Here is a 26,618-nt window from a genome sequence, read left to right as displayed (position 1 = left end):
GGTCCAGTCTCAGTCGACGGTCCAGTCTCAGTCGTCGTCGGTGTCGACCGGCGCGCCGCACTCCGGACAGACGTCGTCGGCCCGCGTCACCGCGAGGTCGCACTCGGGACAGAACCGACGGTCGCAGGCGGGGTCGCCCATGCCCGGGAGAGGTCGCTCGCTCCACATAAGCCCGACGGCGGTCGGGGCCGCGCTCGGCGCCGGGGTGACGCTTCCGGTCCTTGGTGAGCTGCCGCCCGCGTACCTCCCCTCGTCGCCCTCTCCGGCCTGCTCGGCGTGGCGGACTCCTTCCGCGAGCCGGCGAGCATGGCGCTGTTCGCCGACGAGGGGACCGACGATGGCGGCGTCGCCTCCGGCTTCGGGATCCGCGAGCTCGTCTGGCGTCCGGGCTCCGTGGCCGTCCCGCTGATCGCCGGCTGGCTGATGGTCGAAGCGAGCATGGCGTCCGTCTCCTACGTCGGCGGCGCGTTCGCGATCACCGGCGTGCTCGCCTTCGTCGGCGTGCTCGCGTACGACCACGGGCGAGCGGCGCTGACGACGTGGTAGGCCGAGTCCCGCGACTGAAACCGATGGACAGGAGGGGAGACGAGCGGCCTACTCGTCGCCGCGCTTCCGCAGCGCGGCGCGGTAGTGGTACCCGTTCTCGTCGTCGCCGCGGGCGACCTCCTCGACCGCCCAGCCCGTCCCGACCGCGGCCTCGCGAAGGCGCGCGGGGCTGAACAGCCGGAGCTGGAGGATCGGGTTCGTCTCGCCCTCGTACTCGAAGAACATGACGCGGTGCGCGAGCCCCGGCGTCGGGTCGTCCCGGTAGCCGACGAGGTCGGCGGTCGCCGGGTGCGTCGGGTCGTAACAGTCGACGACGGCGGTCGCGTCCGGCGTCGTCACGTACGCGAGGTCGCCGAGGAACTCGGTGAGTCCCCGCATCGATCCCGCGAGCCCGACCTGGGTCCCGTTCGCGAGCGCCGAGCCGAACCGGTCGCGCGGGAACGCCTCGCGCAGCGCGAACATGTCGCCCTCGCGGGCGTCCTCGACGCCGCGCTCCCGCATCGTCTCGACCAGCGCGGGGCTCGGCTCGATCGCCACCGTCTCGAACCGCTCTTGGAAGTACAGCGCGTGTCGCCCGGTCCCGGCGCCGAGGTCGACGAGCGGACCCCGCAGGCGGGACGCCAGCCACTCGTGGGCCGGGTCCTCGCTCGGGTCGAAGTCGGCGAAGTAGAACGCCTCGATCGGGTGCTCGACCGTCTCCTCGCCGTCCCGGTGCAGGAGGGGCTCGTCCCGTTCGCCGCGGAAGTGGTCTCGGATCGCGCGGCCGAAGGCGTCCGTCATGCGTCGAGAGTGCGGGGTCACCGTGAAAAGTCGCTCGCGAGTGAGTCAGACAGACGCATGGCCCCCACGCGTCCCTCGATCGGCGACTCAGTCGTCGGTCGGGCGTCTCCGGTCACTCGGTCGTCGGTCGGGCGTCTCCCGCGATTCAGTCGTCGCTTTCGGCCGGCCTCTCGTCGGTCGCGTCGCCGACCCGCTGCGTCTCGCTGTCGACGCTGATCCCCTCCCAGTCGTCGTCGGTGTGGAACCCCTCGCGCTCCTTGGCGCCGGGCGCGACGCGGATGAACTCGGCCTCGGTGCGGGCGCGCCCGATCGTGTGCCCGCCGCAGTACGACAGCCCCGAGCGGATCCCCTGACAGAACTCCTCGGCGACGGCCGCGACCGGCCCCTTGTACGGCGTCAGCGCTTCGACCCCCTCGTCGGCGACCACGTCGGTCCCCTTGTCGTCGCGGTCCTCGGCGGCGGCGGTCGTCGCCATCCCCCGCGAGCGCTTGTACCGCGTGCCGTCGACCTCGACGACCGCGCCGGGCGCCTCCGTCGTCCCGGCGAAGAGGCTCCCGAGCATCACGGTGTCGGCGCCCGCCATCAGCGCCTTCACCGCGTCGCCGGAGGTGCGGATCCCGCCGTCGGCGCAGATCGTCGCGTCCAGGTCCTCCGCCGCCGTCGCGCAGTCGTCGACGGCGGTGAGCTGCGGGACCCCGGCGCCCGCGACCTTCCGCGTGGTGCAGTGCGAGCCGGGGCCGATCCCGACCTTCACGCAGTCCGCGCCGGCGGCCGCGAGGTCCGCGACGCCCGCGGGCGTCGCGACGTTGCCGGCGACGAGGTCCGTCTCCGGGAACTCCTCGGCGATCGCCTCGACCGCCGCGATCGTGCGTTCGAGGTGCCCGTGCGCGACGTCCACGACGACGGCGTCCACGTCGGCCGCGACCAGCGCGGCGCTCCGGGCCACGTAGTCCTCGTTGATCCCCACGGCCGCGGCGACCCGCTCGCCCGCGGCGGCGACGCGTTCGACCTGTGCCGCCTGTTCGTCGACGGTGAGAAACCGGTGAAGCACGCCGAGTCCGCCGGCGCGAGACAGCTCGATCGCCAGCTCCGCCTCGGTGACGGTGTCCATCGCCGCCGAGACGAGCGGCGTCTCCAGTTCGAGGCTCGGCGTGAACGGCGTCGAGAGGTCCACGTCGCTCCGGCTGTCGACCGGCGACCGCTGCGGGACGAGCAGCACGTCCCCGTAGCTCAGTCCGGTTCGTAGATCGTTCATCCCCTACCAAGGAGAGGGACCCGTATTAATAAACCCCGCGCTGGCGAGTCGAGTGTGAGCCGGAGCGAGCGGGTGCGGCGCGCTCCCGACCGCTCAGAACCCCTGCTCGGCCAGCGCGTCCGCCAGCGCCGCCAGCACGTACTCGACGTTCTTCCGGCGAGCGGAGTGACCCATACAGCCGATCCGCCAGATGTCGCCTTCGAGGTCGCCGAGCCCGGAGGCGATCTCGAGGTCGTACTCCGCGAGGAGGCGGTCGATGACGACGCCGTCGTCGACGCCGTCCGGGACGCGCACGGCGTTCAGGCTCGGCAGCCAGTACTCCTCGGCGGCGTTCATCTCAAGTCCGAGGTCCCGCAGGCCGGCCTTCAGCTCGCCGGCGACGTCGCGGTGGCGGGCCCACCGTTCCTCGATCCCCTCCTCGGCGACGAGTCGGAGCGCCTCGCGGAGCGCGTACACGTTCGTGATCGGCGCGGTGTGGTGGTACGCGCGGTCCTCCCCCCAGTACCCCTCCAGCAGCGAGAGGTCGAGGTACCACGAGCGGGCCGGCTCGTCGCGCGAGAGCACCTTCTCCATCGCCCGGTCGTTCAGGGTGAGCGGGCTCGCGCCGGGCGGACAGGAGAGGCACTTCTGCGGGCCGGAGTAGGCGGCGTCGACGTCCCACTCGTCGACGCGCATCTCGACGCCACCGAGCGAGGTGACGCAGTCCGCGATCACGTACGCGTCGTGGGCGTGCGCGATATCGGTCAGCGCGGGCACGTCCGGCTGGCGGACGCCGGTCGACGTCTCGGCGTGGACGAAGCCGAAGACGTCCGGCTGGTGCTCGTCGAACGCGCGCTCCACGTCGACCGGATCAAGGGGCTCGCCCCACGGCGCGTCGACCTCGACGACGTCGCCGCCCGCGCGCTCGGCCATCGACCGCATCCGCCCGCCGAAGTAGCCGTTCGTGGGCACCAGCATCGTGTCGCCCGGCTCGACGAGGTTCCCGATCGCGGCCTCCATCGACGCCGACCCCGTCCCCGAGACCGGGATCGTCCACTTGTTGTCGGTCCGGAAGGTGTACCGGAGCAGTTCCTGGACCTCGTCCATGATCTCGACGAACGAGGGGTCGAGGTGACCGACGAGCGGCGTGCTCATCGCCTTCAGCACCCGCGGGTGAACGTCGCTCGGACCCGGCCCCATCAGCGTGCGATCGGGCGGCGTCAGCTCCCCGACGTCGGGCGGCCGTTCGTCGACCGTCGGAACCTGATTCGACATACGCGACAAAGGAATCGGCGGCGATAAAAACGCGACGGAACGCGCAAGCCGGTCGGGAGCCGAATCGCGCCCGTGCGAGGGTATCGCGCGACCCGCCTCAGTATCGCGCGACCCGCCTCAGTCGTCGTCGACGAAGTCCGGCTCGGTCCGCTTCTCGTCGCGCTCCGCGACGAGGTGGTCGACGAAGGCGTCGAGTTCGACCTCGCCGCGCTGGTTCTCGAAGCGGTCGCGCACGGAGACGGTCCCGGACCCCTCCTCGTCGTCGCCGACGATGACCATGTACGGGAGCCGGTCGTCGTGGCCCGCCCGGATCTTGCGGCCGACGGTCCAGTCGCGGTCCTCGACCTCGACGCGGAAGCCGGCGTCTTCGAGCTCGTTTTTCACGCGGTGCGCGTAGCCGAGCGTCCCGTCGGAGACGGGCAGGATGCGGACCTGTTCGGGCGCGAGCCACAGCGGGAAGTCGCCGTCGAAGTGCTCGATGAGCACCATGAAGAAGCGCTCGTAGCTCCCGTACAGCGCGCGGTGGATCATCACCGGCTGGTGGTCCTCGTTGTCCTCGCCGGTGTAGGTCAGGTCGAACCGGTCGGGCATGTTGAAGTCGAGCTGGACGGTGGGGCCGTCCCAGACGCGGCCGAGGGCGTCCTCGAAGCCGAAGTCGATCTTCGGGCCATAGAAGGCGCCGTCGCCCGGCTCGACGTCGTAGTCGTAGCCGCCGGACTCCAGCACGTCGCGGAGCTGCTCCTCGGCCGACTCCCAGATCTCGTCGCCGCCGACGGACTTGTCTGGGCGGGTCGCCAGCGCGACCTCGACGTCCAGGTCCAGCGTCTCCACGACCTCGAAGATCATCTCGATGACGGACTCGATCTCCTGGCGGATCTGGTCCGGACGGACGAACAGGTGCCCGTCGTCGATGGTGAACGACCAGACGCGCGAGAGCCCGGAGAGCTCGCCGCGCTGCTCTTTCCGGTACACCTTCCCGTTCTCGAAGTAGCGCTGCGGGAGGTCGCGGTACGACCACGACTGCTGGTCGAAGATAGTCGCGTGACCCGGGCAGTTCATCGGCTTGAGCCCGTACTCCTCGTCGTTGACGTCGAGGAGGAACATGTCGTCCTTGTAGTTCTCGTAGTGTCCGGACTGCTTCCACAGCTCCGTCCGGAACACGTGGGGGGTCTCGACCTCCTCGTAGCCGTTCTCGCGGTTGAGCTCGTTGGCGAAGTTCGAGAGCTCGCGGAGCACGGTCTTCCCCGGCGGGTGATACAGCGGGAGCCCCGGCCCGGTCACCGTCGGGATCGAGAAGAGGTTCATCTCCTGACCGATCTTCCGGTGGTCGCGCTCTAACGCCTCCTCGCGCAGTTCCAGGTGCTCCTCGAGGTCGGACTCGGACGCGAACGCGGTCCCGTACACGCGGGTGAGCGTGTCGTTCTCCTCGTCGCCGCGCCAGTAGGCGGCGGAGACCTCCAGTAAGGCCGCCGCGCCGATCTCGCCGGTCGACTCCACGTGCGGGCCCTGACAGAGGTCCTGCCAGTCGTCCTGCACGTAGAAGGTGACCTCCTCGTCGTCGGCTTCCTCCTCCAAGATCTGTCGCTTGTACTCGTTGTCGGCGTAGATCTCCGTAGCCTCCTCGCGGGACCGGACCTCGCGCTCGATGTCGTAGTCGGCCTCGATGATCGCCTCCATCTCGTCCTCGATGGCGTCGAGGTCGTCCTCGTCGAGGTCGACGTCGGTCACGTCGTAGTAGAACCCGTCGTCGGTCGGGGGGCCGATGGTGAGCGTCGCCTCGGGGTGGAGCCGCTGAAGGGCCTGCGCGAAGACGTGGGCGGCGGAGTGGCGCAGCACGGTGAGGTACTCGTCGGACTGGTCGGTGACGATCTCGATCCGCGCGCCGTCGTGGACCTCGGCGTGCTTCTCGACGAGTTCGCCGTCGATCTTCCCCGCCACGGTGTCGCGACCGAGCCCGGGGCCGATCTCGAAGGCGACGTCCTCGACTGTCGCCCCCGCCGGAACGTCCAGCTCTGATCCGTCCGGAAGGACGACCGTCACGTCGGCCTGCGCATCGGTCTCGCTCATACCTCTTCGGAACCGGACGAGGGGCATAAGTTTGTTCGATCCCCGGCACGCCGTCACTCACCGGCACGCCGTCACTCACCGGCACGCCGTCACTCACCGGACCGGCGTCGCACCCTGATCGACGCGCTCATGGAAACACGCAAAAGGGGCGGCAACGATCTCGGGAACATGACGACCCATCGGGAGCCCCTGTCGTCGGTGTTGGAGACGATCGGGGAGACGCCGCTCGTCCGGGTGCACGACTCGCCGGACGCGGTGCCGGTGTACGCGAAGCTGGAGTCGTTCAACCCCGGCGCGAGCGTCAAAGACCGGATCGGGAAGCACATGCTCGAACGCATGCTCGAGCGCGGCGACGTCGGGGAGGGCGGCACCGTCGTCGAGCCGACCGCCGGCAACACCGGGATCGGGCTGGCGGTCGCGGCGAAACAGCTCGGGCTGAACGCGGTGTTCGTCGTCCCCGAGCGGTTCTCCGTCGAGAAACAGCAGCTCATGCGCGCGCTCGGCGCGGAGGTCGTCAACACCCCGAGCGAGGACGGGATGGGGTTCGCGATAGATCGCGCACACGCCATCGCGGAGGAGCTCGACGACGCGGTCGTCCCCCAGCAGTTCTCGAACCCGCTCAACGCCGAGGCCCACTACGAGACGACCGCCCCCGAGATCGACGAGGCGCTGGACGGCGAGGTGGGCGCCGTCGTCGCCGGCTGCGGCACGGGCGGGACGCTGATGGGAATGGCCCGCTACTTCCGCGAGCGCGACCCCGGCACGCACGTCGTCGCGGTCGAGCCCGCCGGCTCCGCGTACCGCGAGTTCCTCGGCGAGGAGGTCGAGCACGAGGAGTACAAGACCGAGGGGATCGGCACCCACGACATCGACCGCAACGAGCTTTTCGACCCGGACGTCGTCGACGACATCGTCACCGTCCCCGACCGCGAGGTCCACGAGGAGATGGGCCGACTCGCGGCCGAAGAGGGACAGCTCGTCGCCTCCTCCGCCGCGGCGAACGCCATCGCGGCCAAGCGGGTCGCCCGCGACATCCGCGCCGGCGCGATCGACGCGCCCCACGACACGGTGGCCACCGTCTTCTGCGACTCCTCCGAGCGCTACCTCTCGAAGGGCGTGTACCGCTCGTTCGAGGAGTGGGAGGGCTAGTCGCGACTCGGTCCGGGCCCTATCCGCGGAGGCGGCCGTGTTCGATCTTCATACAGCGGTCCTGTACCACGGTTATCCCGTCGGCCTCCGCGGCCGCGGCCGCCTCGTCGTGGGTGATCCCGAGCTGGAGCCAAGCCGCGCCCGCGTCGCCGCGCGCCGCGTGTCGCTCGCGCACCGCGTCGAGGATCTCGGGCACTTCCTCGCTCGGGCGGAACACGTTCACGATGTCTATCTCGGCGTCGACGTCCGCGAGCTCGTCGTGCGCCGGCTCACCGAGGACCTCGTCGGCGAACGGGTTCACCGGAACGATTCGATAGCCGTGCCGCTGGAGGTACGCCGGCACGTCGTGAGCCGCCTTGCCGGTGGTCGTGGAACAGCCGACGACGGCGATCGTGTCGGCGTCGAGCAGTCGGTCGAGTCCCTCGTCGTCGGTGACGGGCATAGCTTAGCGTTCGCAGCGGCGGCGATTAAATCCATCACTCGAACTCGATGGCCGGCGGAGCGATCGAGGCCACAGCGATCGAGGCCGTAGCGATCGAGCCCGGCCCGGCCGGAGTCGGGGAGGTCGAAACGAGAAGAAGAGGTATCGAACCGGCTGATTCAGGCCAGCCGAATCTCGGGCTCGCCGTCCTCGGAGAGCGTGATGACGCCGTCGAAGAGCTGTTTGAGGGTGTTCATCGCCTGGTCGTCGTGGGAGGTCGAGTCGATGCTGAACAGCCCGAGTCCGTTCACGCTCTGGATGCGCCCGGTGAACACGTGAAGGAACCGAAACACCGTCTGGAGGTCCGAGTACATCAGCAGCGTCGACAGCGAGTGGACCATCACGCGGTTCTCTTCGATGCCGCGGTCGCCGAACGCCTGCAGGAACTCCGAGAGCTTGATCCCGATTCCCGTCATATCCACCGGCGAGGAGGCGTACTTGATCCGATCCGACTCGCGGGCGTCGCTGACGCCTTGTTGGCGCGTGACGCAGTCGACGACGGCGACCGGCTTTCCCCCGTAGGGCGTCCGCTTCTCGTATTCTTTCAGGACGCGGTCGGCGCCGTCCTTCGTGGTCACGACGATCGCGCCGTCGCCGCGGTCGGTCCCGGCGGCCAACACGTCCATCATCATGGACCGCTTGCCGGTCAGCGGCGGGCCGGTGAGGAGGAGGTTCGTCCCGGGGTCGACCTCCTTGTCGAAGTGCGGCCTCAGATCATACATGGGCGCACCTCGACGACGGGAGCGAACCGGGCCACTCATTCGGCTGGCAGGCCGGACGACCAAGACACATCTACTAAGAGATACATACCCAGTCCCGATAATATTCTTTTTGATCGCTCGCGGTCACGAACCCGAGAGCCGTCGATGACGACTATCCGACGCTTCCGAACCGCGGGACTTAAAACGTCTAACGAGATAGCAAACGGTACGGGCGCTTAGCTCAGTCTGGATAGAGTGCTTGGCTTCGGACCAAGCTGTCGCGGGTTCAAATCCTGCAGCGCCCATGTATCTCTGCACCGCGAACACTCGGGTAGCAAGGCGTTTTTCGGCCGATTTAGCCTCCGTTTGGCACCGGCACAACCGTTATGAGTGGCGGAGATGAATCGGATCCCGCATGCGAACCTCGACGATTGTCATCGTGGTGGGCGTGGTCGTGTTCGCTCTCCCGCTTCCGGGAACGTTTATACTCGGCGGGATACTCGTACTCGCGGGCGTCGTCGCCCGCCTGCTCGGCGTCTGAGAGCCGCGGGGTGAACTGAAGCCCAATCGCCGGCTCGCTCCCCTCTCTCACGTCTCTCTGCGAGTTCCCGCGACTCCCGGAGTCGCTCGTCTCGGGTGAGCCGGCGTGTCAGTTCACGGTTCGCGAGCACGATCCCTGAGCCGCCGGGACCCGACCGCTTTTACTTGCATCACTCTCGGCCGTGCGAGTTCGAAACGAGCACCGTCGAAACCCGCAAAACCCGAGGGGAGTGACGGGCGACCGAGGGCATACGTATTACGAGATCGACACGGTCATGCGAGCCGGATGCGGTGCGAGGCGTCCGTCCCGACGGACGGTGAACTCAGTATCCGCCTCCGTCATCGAAACAGCGACCGCATTTCGTGGCGGTCGTCACGAGGCTGTCGCTGGACACTCGACGAAGGTGCTCGTCTGCGACGTTGTACGTGACGCCACACGGAGTTTCGACGGCCGATGCGCCGGGCGTCCGTTTGTGGACTGTGTTCGTTACCTCGTTTAGGATATGATCCATGTGATCAATACACATGCAAGAGGAATAACTCGTTGACTTGGTGGATCAGGGCTCATGACCCCGTCTAACTACTGCTCGGACTAGAACGGCTCCGCGCCCGACGGCCGGCACGGGCCTGCGACTCCCGGGGCGGCGCGATCGATCCGTGCCACCGAGCGATACATTCAGACGAATGAGTCGTCTCCGACGTAACGGCCCGACATTCAGCCGATATTTCGTCACCCCGGGGACGACACCGTCAGTGCTACCGAAGCCCGGGATTCGATCTCTCTCGGCCGAGCTACCGGTTTAATATACCACTATAAGATTTTATGTATTCGACTCCAATCAAAGTAGCGCTCCGTTCACGACTGGAGACAAGAGGTCGGTCCGCGGAGCGTCGCCAACAAAGTTCGTCAGAAACTGACAACGTCCGATAGCGTCTCCCTCGATGAGTTCGCGATTCGCCTCGACAGGCGGAGATATCGGCCGTACGCCGCCGTGGACCCCGGACTGACCGATTCGTCACACGTAGAGCTTGACTTGACGGGATCGAGACCGCCTGGAGCTCGTTCGCGACGATTCACGACGAACACGACGCAGACGGCGCGACCTCGGGCGTCGACGGCGCGGCGTCCCCTCGTCGGTGGCGCGACATCTTCCCGTCGAATACACGACGTTCCCTCGTCGACGGCGTGATACTGTACGTCGGCGAAGCGGTTCCACATCGGCGGTCCTCTGCGAAACCGGTCGTCTGTTTTGGGGACGAACGACGCGGAAATCGGCAGACAGATAGAAGTGTATGTTAAAATATATTACGACGGAAATACCATATTTATATAATAATAAGGCTCCTGAACAGAAACCGCCGATGAGCGGTTCGATCCGGTCGCTTTCAGATGGGCGTCGTTCGTCTGAACGACACTCCGGGACCGATTCGCGAATCTATCCGATCCGTCGTATCGGTTCGGACGCTTCGGCAAGCGGCGACCGTCGACCCCCCCTGCAGTGGGACGCGCGCCCGACGAGTCGGGTTGGACCCGATCTCGGAGGCGTCCGTTTTCGAGCGAAGGACTGCCGGATCGGCGGCCAGCACTCACCTCCGACGGCCGCTGAGCGGAATCGCATGTACAGTCGTTCAACGGAATTCGATACATGACTCCGTATTTTCATATCCGATCCCGACGTGTCGACGGCCATGAACGGCTCTCGGCTGATCGCCGCCTCGCTCGTGGTCGCGGTACTTTTGGCGGTCCCGGTCGCTCCCGCGGCCGCACAGGAGGGGGGCGAAGCGGCGGAGGAGTCGGGTGAAGGCGGTATCGAAGGACAGATCGAGGGCTTCGTCGAGGAGCTCGGAGCGGCGGGCGCCGTGGCCGTGCTCGTCGCCGGTGGCGTCGTACTGACCGTCTGTGTCGAGAAGCTGATAAGTTACCTCACCCGGGCGGCGCTGGGGTTGCGAGTGTCGCTGTTCACCCTCGCGATCATCTTCACCGGGATCGAGTTCGACGACGCGGTCCTCGCGCTCGTGTTGTCCGCGGGCGACCTCGAGGGAGTCGCGCTCGGAACGGCGCTCGGCACGGGGCTGGCGATCCTCGGCTTCACGCTGGCGCTCGCCGCGATCGTCAGGCCGTTCCCGGTCGACCTCCCGACGGACTACGTCGTCCTCTTCGCGCTGGGTCCGATACTGCTGGTCCCGTTCGTACTCGCGGGGACCCTGACGACCGTCCACGGGGTGGTGCTCCTCGGCTTCTTCCTCCTGGCGTTCGGGTACATCGTCCTCCGCGAGCGCCAGCGCGACACGCCGGTGTTTCGCAACACCGAGCTCGGCGAATCGATCAGGGCCGACGGCGGGGTCGCAGCGCCGCGGGCCCTCTCGGAGATTCCGGAAGACCGGCTCGTCGGCGGTCGGTCCGCGTCCGGGTGGCCGTGGATGGCGCTCGCCGTCCTCGCGCTGGCCGGGATCGTGTTCGCGTCGATGCTGCTCGAGGCCGGTTCGGAGGTCGTCGTGGAGGGGTTCGGCCTCGAACAGACCGTCTTCGGCGCCACCGTACTGACGGCGATCCTGACGTTCGAGGACGTCATGCTCACGATCGAGCCGGTGCGGCGGGGCGTCCCGGAGATCGGCGTGGGGAACGTCATCGGGAGCGTCCTCTTCTCGGTGACCGGCAACGTCGGCGTCATCATGCTGCTCAGCGACCTCGAGATCTCTCGGTCGGTCCTGACGTTCCACCTCCCGTCGGTGGTCCTCGTCACGACGCTGGCGGCGTACTTCCTCTACTCGGGAGAGCTGAAGCGCTGGCACGGGGTCGTCCTCGGCGGGCTCTACGCCGTGTACTGGGTGGTCGCGATCCTCGTCTTCGGCGGCGTTCCGATCGGCGGGTGACCGGCGGCGTTCCGATCGGCGGCTGATCGGTGGGAATTCGATCGGTTCGGCCCGTCCCCGAAGACGCGGGCGCCCGCCGGTCGCCGAGGCGAGCATTTTTATCTCGCTTCGACGCATACGTGAACGATGGACACGGTTGAACACTGGGTGCTCGACGGCGACGACCGCGCGCTCGTCGAGCGACTCGCGGCGGGGCTCGGCCGCGACGCGGCGCGCGTGCTGGCGTACCTCCTCCTGCGCCGCGACCACGACCGGATCGAGCGGGCGCGAGCGACGACGATGGCGATCCGCATCGGGACGGGGCTGGGGGAGAAGGCCGTCGGCGACGCCGTCTCGAAGCTCGAAGCGCGGGACTTAGTCGAGCGAGCGACCGTCGAGTCGTCCGGCGGGGGACGGCCGCCGAACGCGTGGCGACCCGTCAGCGGCCGACGGAAGAGCCTCGACCGCGTGTACCGCACCCACTCTGCAGCCCTCCTCGAGCGGGGGGCCGCGGTCGCGGACGTCGAACCGGGACCGACGGAGGGGTCCGACCCCTTGGTCGGACCGGACGACGACTCGGCGATCGAACGCGACCGCGGGGTCGTCGTCGCGCTCAACTGGCGCCCGAACGCGCTCCACCTCCCGCTGTACGCCGCCCTCGAAGAGGGGGCGTACGAGCGACGGGGGCTCGACGCGAGGGTCACCGCCCATCGCGGCTCGCACCGGGCGCTCGAAGCGGTGCTCGACGGGGACGCCGACGTCGCGCTCGTCGGTGCCGGATCGGTCGTCCGGGCGCTGGCCGCGGGCCTCCCGGTCGTGCCCTTGGCCGTGGTCCACCAGCGGACCGCGACGGTGCTGTACACGGTCCGCGACCGCTTCGGCGAGCCGTTCGAGAGCGTTGACCAACTGCGCGGACGGCGGATCCTCACGACCGCGGGCTCGGAGACGTGTCTGCTCGCGAGGCTGTTCCTCTCGCAGGCCGACCTGCTCCGCGACGTCGAACTCGTCGACGCCGACGGCGAGGAGCGCGGCGGGCTGATCGCGGGCGACGCCGACGTGGCGACGGGGTCGTTCGCCGACCCGCTCGAACTGGAAGCGGACGACCGGACGGTCGACGTCCTCTCGATCGGCGACCACTTCCCGATATACGGGCTCACGCTCGTCGGTCCGGCGGCCCCGCTCCGGCGGACCGACGACCCCTGGCGACAGTTCCTCGCGGGGACCGCGGCGGGCTGGGCGGCCGCGCGGACCGACCCCGGCCCGGCGGCCGCGGCCGTGGCCGCGGAGACGGACGACTCCGCGAGCGCCGTGAGCGAGCGCTTCGCGCGCGGGGTCGAGTCGTTCGGGACGGGCGACGCGGTGAGAGACGAGGGGTGGGGGTGGCACGGGCGGTCGACGTGGGACCGGCTGGAAGTCGCGCTGGAACAGGGCGACCTGCTCGGTGAGGGCCCGTGATCGAGATCGACGGCGTGACCGTCGCGTTCGACGACGTGCGGGCGGTCGAAGACGTCGATCTGACGGTCGATGACGGGGAGTTCCTCACGGTGGTCGGCCCGTCCGGCTGCGGGAAGACCACGCTGCTGCGGACCGTCGGGGGGCTCCAGGAGCCGACCGCGGGTCGCGTCCGCGTGAACGGGCGGACGACGGACGCGGCGCGAGCGAACGCGGAGATCGGGTACGTGTTCCAACAGCACACGCTGCTCCCGTGGAAGTCGGCCGTCGAGAACGTCGCGTTCCTCCGTGAGATGGCCGGGAAGCCCGCCGACAGAGAGGGGGCGAGACGGCTCCTCCGTGAGGTCGGACTGGAGGGGTTCGAGAGCGCTCGCCCGGCGGCGCTGTCCGGGGGGATGAAACAGCGGGTCGCCATCGCCCGGGCGATCCACCTCGGGGCGGAGATCCTGCTCATGGACGAGCCGTTCGGCGAGCTCGACGAGATAACGCGGGAGCGGCTGGGCGTCGAGATCCGCGGGCTCTGGCGGGCCGAGCGGAAGACGGTCGTGTTCGTCACCCACAGCGTCCCGGAGGCCGTCTTCTTGGCCGACCGCTGCGTCGTCATGGAGAGCGACCCGGGGCGGATCGTCGAGACGTTCGACGTCGATCTGCCGCGGCCCCGGACGGACGAGGCGTACAGCAGCGACGCGTTCCAGGAACAGGTCGCGGCGGTCCGGGCCGTGTTACACGAGGACCGCTCGAACCCCTCGACGGCCGGGACGACGCTCACGGAACTATGAACGGACGCGTCGGCGAGCCCGGGTCGCCGGTTTCGGTGGCCGACGTGGCCCTCCCGCTCGGCGGGCTCGCGGTAGCGACCGCCGTCTGGTGGGCCCTCGTCGCCGCGGCGGACGTCCCCCCGTATCTCCTCCCCCCGCCTGACGCCGTCGCCGCGGTGCTCCTCGGCAATCCCGGGCTGTTCGTCCGGAACGCCGCCGCGACCGCGCGGAAGATCGCGATCGGCGGCGGCGTCGGGATCGCGGCCGGCTTCGTCCTCGCGGTGTCGATCTCGCGCCTGCGGTGGCTCCGGCGAGCGGTCTACCCGTACCTCGTCACCGTGCGGGTGCTCCCGAAGATCGCGATCGCTCCGCTGCTGTTGATATACGTCGGCACCGGCATGACGACCGCGGTCGTTTTCATCGGACTCATCGCGTTCTTCCCGATGGTGTTGAGCGCGGCGGCGGGGTTCGAACGCGTCCCGGCCGAACAGCGGGACCTGCTCCGCTCGGTCGACGCCGGCTCGCTGGACGCGTTCCTGCGGCTCGAACTGCCGTACGCCGTCCCGGACCTGTTCGCCGGGCTCAAGCAGTCGGTGACGCTCGCCGTCATCGGGGCCGTCGTCGCCGAGTGGATCGTCGCCGACAGCGGGCTCGGGTTCCTCGTCCTCCTCGCCTCGGAGAACGTCCAAGTGGATCTCATGCTCGCCGCCCTGGTGGTGCTCGTCGCGCTCGGACTCGCGCTGTACGGGCTGATCGCCGTCGCGCAGCGCCGGCTCGTCTGGACGCCGACCGCCGACTGAGCGGCCGGGGGACGGCTCGGCCGGAGGCAGGGAGCGCGGACTCACTCGGTCCAGACCGCGCGTTCGAGGAGGACTGGAACGAGGTAGAAGGCGACGCCGAGCGCCGACAGCGCGACCAGCGCGGCGTACGTCTCCGCGGTCCGGAGGCGCTCCGCGGTCACGAACACGCGGTAGCCGATCCCGGCCCTGAGCGTGACGAACTCGGCGACGACGGCCCCGACGATCGACAGCGTCGCTGCGAGCTTGAGCCCGGCGAACACGCTCGGCGCGGCCGCGGGGACGCGCACCCGGAGGAACACGGACGGCTTCGACGCGTCGACGGAGCGCGCGAGCGCGAGGTACCGCTCCGGCGTCGACCGGAGCCCGTCCAGCGTCGCGACGGTCATCGGGAACAGCGCCAGCGTCGCGACCAGCGCCGCGCGGGCGGGAATCCCTCGGCCGAACCAGAGGAAGACGAGCGGGGCGATCGCGATCAGCGGCGCGATGCGGAGCGTGATGACGTACGGTAAGGCGATCCGGGCGGCCGTCCGCGAGTAGGTCATCGCGAACGCGAGGAGGGCGCCGACGGCGCAGCCGGCGAGCAGGCCCGTCGCCGCGGTCGCGCCCGTCACGGCGGCGTCGGCGAACAGCGTGGCGCCGCGGGCGACGAGCGCGTCTGCGACGGCCGCGGGCGGCGGCAGGATGATCGCCGGGATCCCGAGCGCGACGACCGTCCCGTGCCACGCGAGGACGAGCGCGACGAACAGCAGCACCGGCGGGGCGACGCGCTTCGCCGCCGCGAGGAGCCGGGTCCGGACCCGACGCGCTCGACGCCCGGGGCTCCGACGGACGGAGGGCGTCCGCGACTCTCGCGTGCGCTCGCGCTCGGCCATCGCTCACCGCACCTCCCCGACGGAGCCGTCGCTCGCCGCCCCTCGGTCGACGCTCGGCGCCCCTCGGTCGACGCTCGGCGCCGGTCCGCCTGCCCGGGGGGAGGGGACGGGAGTCACTGGTCGACGAGGTCGGCGTAGTCGGCGACGTGTTCGTCGTCGGTGTCGATGTGCTCGTTCGTCCAGACCGCGTCGGGGTCGACCGAGCCGTCGAAGAAGTCCGCGGCGTCCAGCGTCTCGTAGGTCCGCTGCCACGGCTCCGGCTCGCTCCACCCCCATCCCTCCTCGCGGACGGCCTCCGAGAGCATGTACTCGGAGCGCATCAGGTCCCACTTGTCGCGCTGGTTCTCGCGGACCTCCGCGAGTTCGCCCTGCGCGTCGACGAGCGCGTCGATCGCCCCCTCCGGATTCCGGTCGGCCCACACCGCGCCGCGGGCGGTCGCCCGGAGGAACGCGGCCACGGTCTCCGGGTTCTCCTCGGCGAACGACTCCCCGACGGTGAGCACGTGGCCGTAGGACGGGACGGCGTCGTGCACCGAGAGCACGTCGACCTCGGCGCCCTGGTGGCGCGCGTCGACGACGTCGCCGAAGACGCCGCCCGCCGCGTCGATCTCCCCGGCGAGGAGCCGCTGTACCGTGTCGTACCCGGTGTCGACGTACTCCACGTCGGTGACGCCGGCGGCGTCGAAGTACCCGCGCACCATCTGGCGGACCATCCCGGGACCGCTCCCCACCGTCGCGCCCGACAGCTGCGACGGGTCCGTCAGCTCCTCGCCGAACCGCTCCCGCGACGAGAAGACGACGACCGGGCTCCGCTGCATCACGACCCCCACGGCCAGCGGGGAGAGGTCCCCGGCGTTGACGCCGAGGACCTGGTCGCTGCTGGAGACGCCGAACTCGGTGTTACCGAGCGCGACCTGCTGGGCCGAGAAGTCGGACCCCTCGCCGCTCTCTATCGTGACCGACTCGAACCCCTCCTCCTCGTAGAACCCCTGCGACTGCGCGGCGAAGTACGGCGCGTGGAGACCGCTTATCCGCCAGTTGAGCAGCAGCGACGGGCTCTCGACGGCGGGGGCGCTATCGGTCCCGCCGTCGTCGTCGCCGTCGCTGCCGCTCCCCCCGTCGCCGCCGTCAGTGGCGTTGCCGTCGCCGTCACCGTCCCCGTTCCCGCTCCCGTTTCCGCCGTCGACGCCGCCGTCGCCGCCGAAGCGGCCGGTACACCCCGATACCGCTGCCGTCCCGACTGTAGCGAGAACCGCTCGTCTGGTTCGGATCATCCCGTTTGAGGGCATGTGAATGAATATACATAATGGTTTTCCGTAAACATTTATACTAGACCGGGTTCGGCGGCTCCGTGAGCGGCGCGGACTGACCGGTGACCCGCCCGCGCGAGACCGCGGTCAGCCGCTCTCGTCGGCGTCGAGGCGACCCGCGAGCGAGCCCGTCTCGTCGTCAGCGGGCGGTTCGGCCGCCGAGCCCGCCTCGCCGTCAGCGGGCGGTTCCGTGTCCGCGTCGCTCGGGGCGACCGCGTCGAGCGCCCGTTCGAAGTGGTCGCCGGTGATCCGGATCCCGTCGGCGTCGACGTCGTCGCCGCGGACGTACTCCCGCACGGCCTCGGCCGCGGCCTCGCGACAGACCGCCTCGATGTCCGCGCCGACGTACCCCTCGGTCCGGTCGGCGAGGGCGTCGACGTCGACGTCGTCCGCGAGGGGTCGACCGCGGCAGTGGACCGAGAGGATCTCCCGCCGCGCCGCCGCGTCCGGTCGGGGGACGCGGAGGTGCCGCTCGATCCGGCCGGCGCGCAGCAGCGCGTCGTCGATCAGGTCCTTCCGGTTGGTCGTGGCGACGACGACGACGTCCTCCATCTCCTCTAACCCGTCGAGCTCGGTGAGGAGCTGCGAGACGACGCGCTCGCCGACGTTCGCGTCGGTCGACCCGCCGCGCTCGGCCGCGATCGCGTCGATCTCGTCGAAGAAGACGACCGTCGGCGCGTTCTGTCTGGCCTTCGAGAACACCTCGCGGACGCCCTTCTCCGACTCGCCGACGTACTTGTCCAGCAGCTCGGGCCCCTTCACCGAGACGAAGTTCGACCGGCTCTCGTTGGCGACCGCCTTCGCGAGGAGGGTCTTCCCCGTCCCGGGCGGACCGTACAGGAGGATCCCGCGGTCGGGAGCGAGCGAGACGCGCTCGAACGCCTCCGGGTGTTCGAGCGGCCACTGCACGGTCTCGCGGAGCCGCTCTTTCACCGCCTCGAGCCCGCCCACGTCGTCCCAGGTGACGTCCGGGACCTCGACGCTGATCGCTCGCAGCGCCGACGGCTCGACCTCCCGCAGCGCGGTCTTGAAGTCGTCGTCGGTGACCGCGATCGACGCGGTGGCCTCCGGAGGCGCCGACGCCGGGTCGTCGGCGAGATCGGGCCACACGCGACGGATCGCGTTCATCGAGGCCTCCGTCACCAGGTTCTCCAAGTCCGCGCCGACGAACCCGTGGGTGTTCTCCGCGTAGGCGCCGAGATCCACCTCGTCGCTCACGCGGAGGTCTCGCGTGTGCACGTCGAGGATCTCCTCGCGGCCGTCCCGGTCGGGAACGCCGATCTCGATCTCGCGGTCGAACCGGCCCGGGCGCCTGAGCGCCGGGTCGATCGCGTCGACCCGGTTCGTCGTGCCGATCACCACGACGGGGTCGCCCTCGCCCAGGTCGTCCAGCAGCGAGAGCAGCTGGCCGATGAGCCGACCGTTCGCCTCCCCGCCGCGGGGCCGGTCGCCGGCGACGGCGTCGAGCTCGTCGAGGAGCAGAACCGACGGGGCCTCAGCCGTCGCCTCCTCGAAGGCGTCGCGGAGCCGCTCCTCGCTTTCCCCCCGGTACTTCGAGGTCACGTCGGGGGCGCGGAGCCGCACGACGTGGGCGTCCAGCTCGTTCGCCACGGCGTTCGAGAGGAGCGTCTTCCCCGCGCCGGAGGGCCCGTGTAACAGCACGCCGGTCGGCGGGTTCGCGCCGAGCTCCCGGAACAGCGACGGGTTCCGCATGGGGAGTTCGACCGTCTCACGCAGCCGTCGAACGGCCGCGTCGAGGCCGCCGACGTCGTCGTACGTCGCGCGGCCCTCGGGTTCCGCCGCCGGGAGCTCGACGTCCGTCGCGGGTTCCTCGGAGATCCCCAACCGCGTCCCCTCCCGCACGAGGACCGGGCCCGACGGGCTCGTCTCCGCGATCTTCACGGGGACCGTTCGCTCCGGCGCACCGGGGACGGAGTCGAGGCCGAGCGCGACGGGGACGACCTGTCCGGCCGTCAGGACCCGGTCGACGAGCGCGTCGCGGAAGGAGAGCCCGAGCGCGTCGTCGACGTCGACCGCCTCCGGCAGCGCGACGACCGCCTCGTCCGCGTCGCGCGCGACGGCGGGACGGACCGCGACGGAGTCGTCGACGCCGGCACCGAGGGACCGCCGCGTCCAGTGGGACGCCCGCACGGTCCCGTCGTCGTCGGGATCGGCGGGCCAGGCGCGCGCGGCGACCGATCCCCGCGGCCCCTCGAGGACGACGACGTCGCCCCGACTCGCTCCGAGCGACCCCATCGCGTCCGGTCCGATCCGCACCACGCCGTCGTCGTCGTCCGCTTCGCCCGGCGCCGACGCGACGCGGAGGGTCGCTTCGGGCCGTCGATCGTGGTCAGTAGACATGGTGGTTCTCGTCGGGACGACGGCGGGGAGCGTAATGAAACCGTGGGGCGCCGCGCCGACCGCGGGAGGAACGGGTCGACCGACCCCGACGAGCCGGGTCCGACCGGTCCGACGGGCTCGACCGACCGATCGGGACCGACGCTCCCGACCGTACGTTGAAGGGGGTCGCGGACGTGTGACACGGTATGACGCGTCAGAACGCGCGCTGTGCGGACTGCGGTTCGTGGTTCCCTCGGTCGCGCGCCGACACGGGCGGCACGGCCGCGCTGGAGTGCCCGATCTGCGGCTCCGGTCTCGTTCAGGGGAACCCGACCGACGGAGTGCGGATCGACCGGAACAACGCGCGATGCGAGTCGTGCGGGGCCGAATTCCCCCGACGGGAGAGCATCACGGACACGAAGGGCGTCCTCGAGTGCCCGGCCTGCGGGTCGACCGGCGACGTCGTCCTGATCGAGGAGTGACGCGCGAGAGCGAGAAGGGCTCACGCAGCGAACTCGAGGCCCGATGTCGGCGACGGTAACGGACCGCGATCGCGGTCTCGACCGGCGAATGCCACGACCCGAACCGAGCCTCGCGCTGCCGCCGCGGCGACCGACGGACCGACCCGGTCGCGTTGCTATCAGACGAGTGTTATTTTTCCGTGGTTCGCGCGCAGACGAGCGGAGCGCGCCGAGAAGTTATACATTACTGATATGATAACGACAGCCGAATATCAATTACAGACGTAGGACTGTAACGGCCTTCCCGGCGGGTGATCATTGGGGTTGTATTCATAATTAATATCCCTTATAATCAATTCCTTTATATAACAATAATTAAATTTCTGATTCACGCCACGGAGAAATATAACGAAGAGTATAGCTCTCCCCGATATCGGCCGTGATCGGGGCCGATAACGCGACGGCTCTCGTCGCGTCGTCCGCGGGAGCCGTCGCGGTTCGGAGTGCGACGCGTCGCTCTCGCGCCGCCCGGGGCGGCCGGGGATCGGTCCGGCGCAACCCGCGCTCGGGCCGGCTCTCCCCGCGCTCGGGCCGGCTCTCCCCGCGCTCGGCGCCGCCCCTCGACGCGTCACGTGCATTCGGCCGACGATCGTCGGACAGAGGCCCGCGACGCGCCGTCTGGCGCGCATACATATCAATCTGTTATAATAATTATTATATGGTACAAAGTGCCAGTCGATACTGCGGGTGCATGGGGAGTTTCCGCACCACGATACCACTATGACGAGACAACAGATCACGATCGACGGCCGAGACGAACTCACAGACGCGCTCGGCATCAGTCGGTCGGACGTCGGCGAGAGACCCACGTTGTCTGAGCTCAGACAAACGGTCGAGACGGAAACGGACCCGGAGTTCGCCTCGATGGGCGAGGCGATCCGCGACGACATGGCGGGAGCGCTCGACGCCGACCTGCTCGCGTCGGAACTCGCGGCCTTCGAAGAGCAGATCGCTCGGCTCTCGGAGGTCCGCGACGCGGGAATTCCGGAGGGAACGGAGGAGCCGGAGGCGCTGTACCGTAAAATCGTGCAGCCCTCGTGGCGCCTCTACGATCACCTCGTGGAGGCCGGATTCTTCGAGAGCCTCGAGGAGCGGCTCCCCCGGTTCACGCCGGAGCACATCGAGCAGACGGCACACGAGCTCGTCCGGCTCGACGCGCTGAGCGAGGAACTCGACGGTCTCGGGTTCGACGAGCGGGAGAAGACCGTGCTCGTGATGAACGTGGTGAACAACAACACTCGCCTCGCTCGGTGGGTTCCCACGAAAGAGATCCCCAGCGACGTGGAGTTCGACGTCGAACACGTCCCGCCGCTCCACAAGCGCGCGATGGGCGGGGCGCTGCTGTGGGTCAACTCGATGGACGTCCACCTCTGGCAGAAGGAGGTGCTCGTCACCGAGGAGATCCTCGACGACGGCTACTGGGACGTGAAGGCGATGCTCGCCGGCGTGGATCTGATCGCGCGGGCCGCGCTCGACATCGCCGAAAACGGGGCGATGAGCGACTCTCAGCTGGTGGCCGCGCTGACCGGCGGTGCCGCGATCGCGATCGTCAACCAGGAAGAGATCTGTAAGGACGTGTACTGGATCACCGAAGAGAAGCGCAATCCGAGTCCCGCACGCTAGGAGGGTATACCAATGGCAATAGAAGAAGACAGGGCGGTCAAGGCCGCACAGGACACAGTCGTACGTGAAACGGATCAGGGGTATCGGGTGCTCGGATCGCCCGAGGAGTCCGTCACCCACCAGCACGACACGGATCGGATCCCACGGAGGGACATCACCGAGGAGGACATCATCGACTCGGCTGACGATCCGGAGTCGTGGCTCACGTACGGCGGGAACTACGAACAGCACCGTTGCACCACCGCGGACGTGATCACTCCAGAGACCGTCGGCGACCTCGAGCTCGAGTACGAGCTCCACGTCGGCGCGGAGTCCAGCATGGAGGGCACGCCGCTGGTGGTCCCCGGCGACCCGCCGGTGATGTACCAGTCGAACGGACCGAACCACGTCAAGGCCATCGACACGCGGGCCGGCGACGTGCTGTGGAGCTACACGTACGCGGTGCCGTCGGACGTCGTCCTCTGCTGTGACGACAACAACCGCGGCGTGGCGGTCCTCGGCGACAAGGTGTTCATGACGACGCTCGACTCGGGCGTCGTCGCGCTCAACCGGTACACCGGCGAGGAGGAGTGGTACACGAGCACGGCCGACCACGAGTCCGGCTACTCCGCGACGTGGGCGCCGGTCGTGTACGACGGCAAGGTGTTCACCGGCAGCGCCGGCGGCGAGTACGGCGTCCGCGGCTTCCACGTCGCGCTCGACGCCGAGACCGGCGACGAGGTGTGGCGCACGATGACGTCGCCCGACGAGGAGTGGGTCGGCGACAGCATCGAGCAGTCGTGCGCGACCAACTGGATGACGGCGACGATCGACACGGAAAACGAGAAGCTGTACATGCCGGTCGGGAACCCCGGCCCCGACTTCGACGGCTCCGTCCGACCGGGGCCGAACCGGAACAGCGCGGGAACGCTCTGTCTCGACTTAGAGACCGGCGAGCGCGAGTGGTTCCACCAGGAGTCCCCCCACGACGTGTGGGACTACGACTCCGCGGCGCCGCGGCTGCTCATCCCGGACTTCGAGATGGAGCACCGCGACTTCGAGGGCGACGCCGTCGTCTCCTTCGGAAAGACCGCGTGGGGCTACACGCTCGACGCGGACAACGGAAAGCTCCTCAACCGGAGCGAGCCCGGCGTCCAACAGCTGAACATGTTCCGGATGATCCCGCACATCGACGAGGGCCGGCGGATGCCGTTCATGCCCGGCGCGATGGGCGGGAACGACTGGCAGCCGCCCGCGTACAACCCTGAGCTCGGCCTCGCGTACTTCAAGATGAACAACTCGCCCCAAGAGGCCTGGTGGCGCTTCGAGGAGTACGAAGAGGGCAAGAAGTACTGGGGCGGCATCCTCGAAGACGAGATCGACCAACCCCCGGAGGGGTACAACGACCACATCAGCGCCGTCGGCGCCGTCGATCCGGAGACCGGACAGCTGGTCTGGCGCGACTGGATCGACAGCGACGCCTACATCTGGGGCGGGCTGGTGACCACCGAGAGCGGCGTCGTGTTCGGCGGCACGCAGAACGGCGACGTCATCGCCTGGGACGGCGAGACCGGCGACCGCCTCTGGGAGTACTCCACCGGCGAGACGGCGATCTCCGGCAGCCCGATGAGCTGGTACGACCCCGAGACCGAGAAGCAGTACGTGGCCATCCAGGTCGGCGGGAGCGGCTGGCTCCGCCGCGGGACCGCGGGCCGCGACGACCGGCTCTGCGTGTTCTCGCTCGAGGCGTAATCCGCCCGCCGCCGACTTTTTATCGCGCGCACCGACGACCCCCGGAGCGCCGTCGCAGCGACTCCCGGAAGAGCGACGGCCGACTCACGTCGGCGCCGCGACGAGGACGACGTACGGCTCGTCGCCGTCGCGCCGCGGGACGCGCGCGGCGGTCCGGACCGAGAGGCCGGCGTCGCCGACGCGGGTCCGCCAGTACCGCTCCGGGGACGCGTCGACCCGCTCCGGAACGATCGGGAGTTCGAGTATCCCGACCGCGCCGTCTGCCCGGCAGACCCGGCGGAGCTCTCCGAGCGCGTCGCCGTGCCGGTCGGCCGGGAGGTCGTGGAGCACGCGGCACGCCGTGACGACGTCGAACGACCCGGACGCGAACGGGAGGGAGCCGGCGTCGCCGCGGACCGGCTCGACCGCGATCCCCGCCGTCCGGGCGTTCCGTCTGGCGAGCCGGGGGCCGTTCCCGAGTATCACCCTGTCGTCGAAGACGTCGACCCCGACGACCGTCGTTGATCCGGAGAGCCGGGGCGCCAGCCCGACGAGCGACCGCCCGGTCCCGCAGCCGACGTCGAGGACGCGGCCCGCGTCGGTGAGGGGGAGCTCTCGGGCGAGCGCGTCGTACTTGTACCGCTCGAGACGCCACGGCGGGGGCGACGTCAGCGTCGAGAGCGTCCGGACCGCGCGGGCCCCGCCGAGCGCGACGGCGACGGCGGCGAGGGCCCGACTCGCCCGATCTGACCGTCGCCGCGCCAGCGCGACGCCGGCGAGCGCGACGACCAGCCCCTCGCCGACCGCGCGGAACCGACGTCGCCAGTGGTAGAGCCCGAACCAGTACATTTGATCAGTACAGCCGACCGGTGCGTCCCGCCTCCCACCGGTGGAGTCGCCGCGCGATACGTCGCGATACGACGGCGCTCAGGCGACGTCGATACCGCCGCCCTCCGTGCGTTCGGTGAACTCCACCTCGAGTTCGAGCTCGCGCTCCCGCCGAGAGGAGAACTCGACCTCGACCTCGATCGGCTCGGCGAACGCGAAGGGGATCTCCCAGTCGTCCCCGCTGATCGTCAGTTCGTGGCCCTCGTCGAGCGAGTCCGCCACAGACCGGAGGAACGCCGCCGTCTCCTCCGCCGAGAGGTAGACTTCTCGCTCGAAGAACCCGTCCGAGACCGTTCGCTTACCGCTCTCCTCGGACTCCGGAAACTCCACATCGTCTGTCATACGTACACGATACACGTCCCGTATCTTATCTCTTGTGACCGTGTGTCACACCCGGCCCGGGATTCGCCCCTTGGGTAACGTTGATTATCGCTCGTCCGGATCGGATCGGTATGGCACGGATTCCGACGGCCTGCCCAGAGTGCGGCGTCGAGTGGTACCGCGGCGGAACCGCCACGTCCCGGAAGCACCACCGAAAGATCGACGAGGACAGCTGGCAGTGCACCGAGTGTCACGCCGTCGTCCCCGAGCCGTCGGCGACTCCCGACTGACGCCGTCGGTCCCGCCGGCCGCGCGAATCACGCGTCGGACGGTCTCGCGAAGAAACGCTTTTATGTCTCTGTATTGAGGCGTAGACGATGTCGTTGATCGACGCGCTGGGAAACCCGCAGCGGCTCCGGATCATCCAGCACCTGTCGGACGGACCGATGTACGTCACGGAGCTGGCCGACGCCGTCGGCATGAACGGGAAGTCGGCCGTCCACCACCTCGCCGTGCTGGAGGACGAGGACCTCGTCGATCACTACTGGGACGGCAACCGGAAGTATTACCGACTGGTCCGGGCAGTCGAACTCGACATCTCTCCGCCGCCGGAGCGCCGGTTCATCCTGCAGCGTGGCGCGGAGCGAGCGACGGGGCCGGTCGGTGACGAGTGACGTGGGCGGTCAGGACCGGGCGACGGGCCTGGTCGGTCGCTGACGAGTGACGTGGGCGGTCAGGACCGAGCGACGGGCCTGGTCGGTCGCTGACGAGTGACGTGGGCGGTCGGTGACAGGTGACGACTCCGGTCGGTGCCGAGCGACTCGGCGAGTCGCCACCAAAATTTAAGCGGTACTATGTTAATTGTCATCGTATGGCTACGTTGCCTAACACGCCGGACCTGGATCCGGAAGAGACCGAGGAACCGACCGTCGCCGCCGAAGTCGAGGCGGACGACGACCCATCGGCCGACGTCGAACCGGGGCAAGACGGGGAGGCGGCGGGCGACACGGGGGCCGAAACGGGGCCCGACGGGACGATAGAGCGCCAGATAGAGGCGCTGATCGACGAGCGCGTCGCCGAGATAGAGCGGGACATGGAGGCGCTCGAGGCCGAGCTGGAGGAGTTGGACGACTTCGCCCGGATCAGCCTCGGCGAGCGGTATTCGCAGCGGATCGAACAGAACGTCTCGGAGCTCTCCGACTCGCTCACGGGGTTCGCGGAGCGGAACTTCCAGAAGCTGAACAGCGTCGAGGGCCGGGTCGACGAGATGTCGCTCGTGTTGACGGCGGTGATCGAGGCGCTCGACGACGCGGACGTCGACGTCGACTTCTCCGAGGTCCGACGCATGCAGGAGGGGGTCGTCGAGGAGGCCCCGGCCGAGCGACTGGCGGCCGCGAGCCGCGACGAGTGAACTCCGGCGACACCGCACCGGCGCCGCCGGAGCCGTTCCGACGCCTCGTCAGACCTCGCGCTCCCCGATGACGCGGTCCTGCAGGTAGTCGAGGTGTTTGGCGCTGTGGATCACCCGAACGTGGTCCGTCGCGGGCTTGCTCTGACAGGTCAGTCGGATCCCGCGCTCCTCGACCTCCTCGTCGGTGATGATGAGATTCATCTCCATCTCCAGTTCGCCGTCGACGAGGATCCCGGCGCAGTTCGCACAGGAGGCGGCGCGACAGGAGAAGGGCCACTCGAGCCCGTTGTCCTCGGCGGCGTCCAGGAGCTTCCGGTTCCTGCTCACCTCCATCGTGCCGTACTCCTCCTCGGTCAGGTCGGCGGCGGCCGCCTTCTCGAAGAGGTCGTCGTCGTCGATCCCCCAGTCGTTGGCGTCGACGACTTCGTAGTCGAGGTACTCGACGGTCGAAACCTCCGTCTCACCCCCCTCGAAGTCGGGATCCTTGGCCGCGTCGCTTCCGATCTTGACGTTCGGGAGGCTGGCGTCCTCGGACATACCTCCGTGATCCCACCCCACGTACCTAAACGTCACGGGGAGAACCCCCCGACACCGCGGGCGTCGCCGGCGGTCGGACCGCTCCCGTCGCGACGACTGTCCGCGCAGAAACAATTACAATCCCGGGGGACGCACGTCAGCAATGCGCATGAGCGACACCGACGACTACCTGATACTGCGTGAACTGCCCGAGCCGATAACCCAAGAGGAGCTGGACGCGGCCGCCGAGGCGTCCGGCGAGACGCTCTCCGAGCTCCGCGAGGAGGGCGTCGACATCCAGTGGGTCGACTCCGAAGTAATGACCGACGACGACGGCGGAATCGTCGGCACGTTCTGTCACTATCAGGCCGAGAGCGAGGACGCCGTGCGGGAGCACGCGGACCGCGCCGGCCTCCCGGCGACGAAGGTGACCCGACGTGGCGACCCCCTCTCCGGTGAGTGAACCCGGG

The 26,618-nt window shown here is 69.1% G+C and carries 26 protein-coding genes, 1 tRNA gene and 1 pseudogene; 15 read left to right on the top strand and 13 right to left on the bottom strand.

What is annotated here, in order from left to right:
- Positions 1–178 precede the first annotated feature (178 nt).
- Positions 179–546 (top strand): annotated as a pseudogene (locus tag DJ74_RS17125) (MFS transporter); the annotation flags it as partial.
- Positions 547–594: 48 nt separating this feature from the next.
- Here DJ74_RS17125 and DJ74_RS17120 read toward each other — a convergent pair.
- The 4 genes from DJ74_RS17120 to thrS form a co-directional block, all read right to left on the bottom strand.
- Positions 595–1,326, bottom strand: a complete 732-nt coding sequence (locus DJ74_RS17120) for a methyltransferase domain-containing protein (protein ID WP_094528031.1) — start codon at positions 1,324–1,326, stop codon at positions 595–597.
- 145 nt (positions 1,327–1,471) lie between these two features.
- The gene (locus DJ74_RS17115) at positions 1,472–2,581 is read right to left on the bottom strand and encodes a guanosine monophosphate reductase (protein ID WP_094528030.1); all 1,110 of its coding nucleotides are present in this window, start codon (positions 2,579–2,581) and stop codon (positions 1,472–1,474) included.
- A 93-nt stretch (positions 2,582–2,674) separates the two neighbouring features.
- On the bottom strand, positions 2,675–3,835 hold the full coding sequence (locus DJ74_RS17110; protein WP_094522792.1) for an alanine--glyoxylate aminotransferase family protein: 1,161 nt from the start codon (positions 3,833–3,835) through the stop codon (positions 2,675–2,677).
- Positions 3,836–3,952: 117 nt separating this feature from the next.
- Positions 3,953–5,929 (bottom strand): threonine--tRNA ligase, encoded by a 1,977-nt coding sequence (gene thrS / locus DJ74_RS17105; protein WP_176451374.1) that lies wholly within the window; start codon positions 5,927–5,929, stop codon positions 3,953–3,955.
- 141 nt (positions 5,930–6,070) lie between these two features.
- Here thrS and DJ74_RS17100 point away from each other — a divergent pair, with 141 nt between their 5' ends.
- Positions 6,071–7,051, top strand: a complete 981-nt coding sequence (locus DJ74_RS17100; RefSeq protein ID WP_094522788.1) for a PLP-dependent cysteine synthase family protein — start codon at positions 6,071–6,073, stop codon at positions 7,049–7,051.
- A gap of 19 nt (positions 7,052–7,070) precedes the next feature.
- Here DJ74_RS17100 and DJ74_RS17095 read toward each other — a convergent pair whose 3' ends face one another.
- Together DJ74_RS17095 and DJ74_RS17090 are read right to left on the bottom strand one after the other, a co-directional pair.
- Complete coding sequence (locus DJ74_RS17095; RefSeq protein ID WP_094522786.1) at positions 7,071–7,493, bottom strand: CoA-binding protein; 423 nt, start codon at positions 7,491–7,493, stop codon at positions 7,071–7,073.
- Positions 7,494–7,651: 158 nt separating this feature from the next.
- Complete coding sequence (locus tag DJ74_RS17090) at positions 7,652–8,254, bottom strand: recombinase RecA (protein WP_094528028.1); 603 nt, start codon at positions 8,252–8,254, stop codon at positions 7,652–7,654.
- Positions 8,255–8,463: 209 nt separating this feature from the next.
- Between DJ74_RS17090 and DJ74_RS17085 the strand changes: the two genes are divergently transcribed.
- Positions 8,464–8,538: transfer RNA gene (locus tag DJ74_RS17085), tRNA-Arg, on the top strand.
- A 110-nt stretch (positions 8,539–8,648) separates the two neighbouring features.
- Positions 8,649–8,774 carry a hypothetical protein gene (locus DJ74_RS19770; RefSeq protein ID WP_254922195.1) on the top strand — a complete coding sequence of 42 codons (126 nt, stop codon included), beginning with the start codon at positions 8,649–8,651 and terminating at the stop codon, positions 8,772–8,774.
- Between the two features lie 322 nt (positions 8,775–9,096).
- Here DJ74_RS19770 and DJ74_RS17080 read toward each other — a convergent pair whose 3' ends face one another.
- Positions 9,097–9,285, bottom strand: a complete 189-nt coding sequence (locus DJ74_RS17080; RefSeq protein WP_094528027.1) for a hypothetical protein — start codon at positions 9,283–9,285, stop codon at positions 9,097–9,099.
- Between the two features lie 1,177 nt (positions 9,286–10,462).
- Here DJ74_RS17080 and DJ74_RS17075 point away from each other — a divergent pair.
- The 4 genes from DJ74_RS17075 (at position 10,463) to DJ74_RS17060 (ending at position 14,636) form a co-directional block, all read left to right on the top strand.
- A complete protein-coding gene (locus DJ74_RS17075; protein ID WP_094528026.1) occupies positions 10,463–11,647 on the top strand; it encodes a sodium:calcium antiporter in 1,185 nt (394 codons plus the stop codon).
- 126 nt (positions 11,648–11,773) lie between these two features.
- Positions 11,774–13,081 carry an ABC transporter substrate-binding protein gene (locus DJ74_RS17070; RefSeq protein WP_094528025.1) on the top strand — a complete coding sequence of 436 codons (1,308 nt, stop codon included), beginning with the start codon at positions 11,774–11,776 and terminating at the stop codon, positions 13,079–13,081.
- Positions 13,078–13,857 (top strand): ABC transporter ATP-binding protein, encoded by a 780-nt coding sequence (locus DJ74_RS17065; protein WP_094528024.1) that lies wholly within the window; start codon positions 13,078–13,080, stop codon positions 13,855–13,857. The genes DJ74_RS17070 and DJ74_RS17065 overlap by 4 nt, the downstream gene beginning before the upstream one ends.
- Complete coding sequence (locus DJ74_RS17060; RefSeq protein ID WP_094528023.1) at positions 13,854–14,636, top strand: ABC transporter permease; 783 nt, start codon at positions 13,854–13,856, stop codon at positions 14,634–14,636. Before DJ74_RS17065 ends, DJ74_RS17060 begins: the two co-directional genes overlap by 4 nt.
- Before the next feature lie 41 nt (positions 14,637–14,677).
- Here the strand turns inward: DJ74_RS17060 and DJ74_RS17055 are convergent, their stop codons facing one another.
- From DJ74_RS17055 to DJ74_RS17045, 3 genes are all read right to left on the bottom strand, one after another.
- Complete coding sequence (locus DJ74_RS17055) at positions 14,678–15,508, bottom strand: ABC transporter permease (RefSeq protein ID WP_094528022.1); 831 nt, start codon at positions 15,506–15,508, stop codon at positions 14,678–14,680.
- Positions 15,509–15,621: 113 nt separating this feature from the next.
- Positions 15,622–16,797, bottom strand: a complete 1,176-nt coding sequence (locus DJ74_RS17050) for an ABC transporter substrate-binding protein (protein WP_254921574.1) — start codon at positions 16,795–16,797, stop codon at positions 15,622–15,624.
- Between the two features lie 108 nt (positions 16,798–16,905).
- Positions 16,906–19,179 carry an AAA family ATPase gene (locus tag DJ74_RS17045; RefSeq protein ID WP_094528020.1) on the bottom strand — a complete coding sequence of 758 codons (2,274 nt, stop codon included), beginning with the start codon at positions 19,177–19,179 and terminating at the stop codon, positions 16,906–16,908.
- A 185-nt stretch (positions 19,180–19,364) separates the two neighbouring features.
- Here DJ74_RS17045 and DJ74_RS17040 point away from each other — a divergent pair, with 185 nt between their 5' ends.
- From DJ74_RS17040 to DJ74_RS17030, 3 genes are all read left to right on the top strand, one after another.
- Positions 19,365–19,640 (top strand): hypothetical protein, encoded by a 276-nt coding sequence (locus DJ74_RS17040; protein ID WP_094523192.1) that lies wholly within the window; start codon positions 19,365–19,367, stop codon positions 19,638–19,640.
- A 759-nt stretch (positions 19,641–20,399) separates the two neighbouring features.
- Entirely contained in the window at positions 20,400–21,302 is a 903-nt protein-coding gene (locus tag DJ74_RS17035; RefSeq protein WP_094523190.1) for a hypothetical protein, read from the top strand.
- Between the two features lie 12 nt (positions 21,303–21,314).
- Positions 21,315–23,033, top strand: coding sequence for a PQQ-binding-like beta-propeller repeat protein (locus DJ74_RS17030; RefSeq protein ID WP_094523188.1), 1,719 nt, complete (start codon positions 21,315–21,317; stop codon positions 23,031–23,033).
- A gap of 84 nt (positions 23,034–23,117) precedes the next feature.
- Here DJ74_RS17030 and DJ74_RS17025 read toward each other — a convergent pair whose 3' ends face one another.
- Together DJ74_RS17025 and DJ74_RS17020 are read right to left on the bottom strand one after the other, a co-directional pair.
- Positions 23,118–23,861, bottom strand: a complete 744-nt coding sequence (locus DJ74_RS17025) for a class I SAM-dependent methyltransferase (protein WP_094528019.1) — start codon at positions 23,859–23,861, stop codon at positions 23,118–23,120.
- Between the two features lie 78 nt (positions 23,862–23,939).
- A complete protein-coding gene (locus DJ74_RS17020; RefSeq protein WP_094528018.1) occupies positions 23,940–24,242 on the bottom strand; it encodes an amphi-Trp domain-containing protein in 303 nt (100 codons plus the stop codon).
- A 110-nt stretch (positions 24,243–24,352) separates the two neighbouring features.
- On the opposite strand from DJ74_RS17020, the gene DJ74_RS19350 reads away from it, so the two are divergent.
- The 3 genes from DJ74_RS19350 to DJ74_RS17010 all read left to right on the top strand — a co-directional run bounded on the left by DJ74_RS19350 (position 24,353) and on the right by DJ74_RS17010 (position 25,632).
- Positions 24,353–24,511, top strand: a complete 159-nt coding sequence (locus DJ74_RS19350) for a hypothetical protein (protein ID WP_170938365.1) — start codon at positions 24,353–24,355, stop codon at positions 24,509–24,511.
- Between the two features lie 87 nt (positions 24,512–24,598).
- Positions 24,599–24,895: a winged helix-turn-helix domain-containing protein gene (locus tag DJ74_RS17015; RefSeq protein WP_094523182.1), complete on the top strand. Its 297-nt coding sequence runs from the start codon at positions 24,599–24,601 to the stop codon at positions 24,893–24,895.
- 197 nt (positions 24,896–25,092) lie between these two features.
- Positions 25,093–25,632: a hypothetical protein gene (locus tag DJ74_RS17010; RefSeq protein ID WP_094523180.1), complete on the top strand. Its 540-nt coding sequence runs from the start codon at positions 25,093–25,095 to the stop codon at positions 25,630–25,632.
- Between the two features lie 48 nt (positions 25,633–25,680).
- On the opposite strand, the gene fer is transcribed toward DJ74_RS17010, so the two are convergent.
- Positions 25,681–26,169, bottom strand: a complete 489-nt coding sequence (gene fer / locus DJ74_RS17005) for a ferredoxin Fer (protein WP_249269160.1) — start codon at positions 26,167–26,169, stop codon at positions 25,681–25,683.
- A gap of 148 nt (positions 26,170–26,317) precedes the next feature.
- On the opposite strand from fer, the gene DJ74_RS17000 reads away from it, so the two are divergent.
- Entirely contained in the window at positions 26,318–26,611 is a 294-nt protein-coding gene (locus tag DJ74_RS17000) for a DUF4242 domain-containing protein (RefSeq protein WP_212589856.1), read from the top strand.
- The last annotated feature ends 7 nt before the right edge of the window (positions 26,612–26,618 follow it).

The organism is Halorubrum sp. Ea8 (assembly GCF_002252925.1).
Taxonomy (GTDB): Archaea; Halobacteriota; Halobacteria; order Halobacteriales; family Haloferacaceae; genus Halorubrum.
Note: the sequence above shows the minus strand (reverse complement) of the source record. Positions and strands in the feature narration are given on the sequence as shown.